Origin of the sequence: Holdemanella porci (genome assembly GCF_009696075.1) — a bacterium.
Lineage (GTDB): Bacteria > Bacillota_I > Bacilli_A > Erysipelotrichales > Erysipelotrichaceae > Holdemanella > Holdemanella porci.
The window spans coordinates 1-1,859 of record NZ_VUMR01000110.1 but is presented as its reverse complement, the minus strand read 5'-3'; the positions used below and the strand labels follow the sequence as shown (position 1 = coordinate 1,859).

At 33.1% G+C, this 1,859-nt stretch carries 1 protein-coding gene; it reads left to right on the top strand.

Going from position 1 to position 1,859, the window contains the following annotated elements; all coding sequences use genetic code 11:
* The first annotated feature begins 26 nt into the window (after positions 1-26).
* Positions 27-1,772: an IS1634 family transposase gene (locus FYJ55_RS10550; RefSeq protein WP_154556784.1), complete on the top strand. Its 1,746-nt coding sequence runs from the start codon at positions 27-29 to the stop codon at positions 1,770-1,772.
* The last annotated feature ends 87 nt before the right edge of the window (positions 1,773-1,859 follow it).

Sequence of the window (1,859 nt, the reverse complement as noted above, 5' to 3'; positions counted from 1 at the left end):
TGATATAATTGTATTAGGTGATATTTATGCGTGTTACAACTACTAAATCTAAATCAGATGAATCTTTTTATATCAATTATGCTTTCATCAACGAAAAAGGAAAAAGCACTTCGAGAATCTACAAGAAGCTCGGTAAACTTTCTGAACTTTCTAAAGAACTGAATACAGACAGAGATGGTGTTATGGCCTGGGCAAAGGAACAGGCTCGTATAGAAACTGAAAAATATAAAAAGGAAAATGAATCCGTTTCTATCGCTCTTAATCCAAATATTCCAATCAAGAAGGATCAGCAGAACACTTTCAATTGTGGTTATCTTTTTCTACAAAGCATTTATTATTCTCTACATTTGGATAATATCTGCAGAAACATCAAAAACAGACATGATTACGAATACGATTTGAACGCAATTCTTTCCGATCTGATATATGCTCGTTTTTTAAACCCAACGAGTAAGTTAAGTTCATTTAAGTATTGTCATTCGCTTCTTGAACAACCTACTTATCATTTACACGATATCTACAGAGCATTAACTGTTCTAGCTGAAGAGAGTGACTATATTCAGGCAGAGCTTTACAGAAATTCAAACTACATCCATAAAAGAAATACACGCGTTCTTTATTATGACTGTACAAATTATTATTTCGAAATCGAACAGGAACGTGGAGATGCCAAGTACAGTAAAAACAAAGAAAACAAACCAAATCCAATAGTAGGTATGGGATTATTTATGGATGCCGACGGATTCCCTTTATCATTTGATCTGTTTCCTGGGAACCAAAATGAACAGCTGACATTAAAAGACCATGAACATAAAGTCATCAATGATTTTCAATGTTCTCAATTCGTTTATTGTTCTGATAGTGGACTTGGTTCTAAGAAAAACCGTCTTTTGAACACAACAGGCGGAAGAGCTTACGTGATTACACAATCTCTTAAAAAGCTAAAAAAAGATGTTCGAGAAACAGCTTTATCTACATCACAATACAGAAAGATTGGTTCCAACAAATTCATTGATTTGAATGACCTAGACGAAGAAGATCCAGAAGTTTTTAATTCTATCTACTACAAAGAAATTCCATATGACAGTAACGAGCTTTCTGAAACTTTAATTGTGACTTATTCGCCTAAATACAGAAAATATCAAGCATCTATACGTCAGAATCAAATACAAAGAGCTCAAAAAATGATTACAGATAGCGGCAAGCCAAAAAAGAATCGTAAAAATCCTAACGATCCCGCTAGATTTCTTAAAAAACAGTCCTTCACGGACAATGGTGAATTAGCTGAAGATGAAATCTGGCAAATCGACCAAGAAGTTATTGAAAAAGAAGCAATGTATGATGGATTTTATGCCGTTGTTACAAATCTTGATGATGATGTTCAAGATATAATAGCCATCAACAAAAGAAGATGGCAGATTGAAGAATGTTTTAGAATTCTAAAATCAGATTTCGATGCCAGACCCGTTTATTTAAGAGACGATGATAGGATCAAAGCTCATTTTCTTATTTGTTTCATGGCCTTATTATTCTTCCGAATTCTAGAAAACAAACTAGAATATAAATATACAGCAGACAAAATTGTGGACACCATGAAAAAGATGAATCTTACATTATTAGAAGGATATGGATACATCCCATCCTATACAAGAACAGATATTACAGATGATCTTCATAAATTGTTTGGATTCAGAACAGATTACCAAATAACAAAAAAACAGAAAATGAGAAACATCATACATCAAACAAAAGATAAGAAAAAAATACTATAATCCGCAACAACGCAAAAAAGTGGCTCAATGCCTTTATACTAGGGCTTTGGACCACTTTATTTCTTTTCTAGCTGTCAAAGACAGGAT

Coding starts and splice junctions, on each gene's coding strand:
- FYJ55_RS10550 (WP_154556784.1), top strand. CDS start 27: ATGCGTGTTACAACTACTAAATCTAAATCAGATGAATCTTTTTATATC.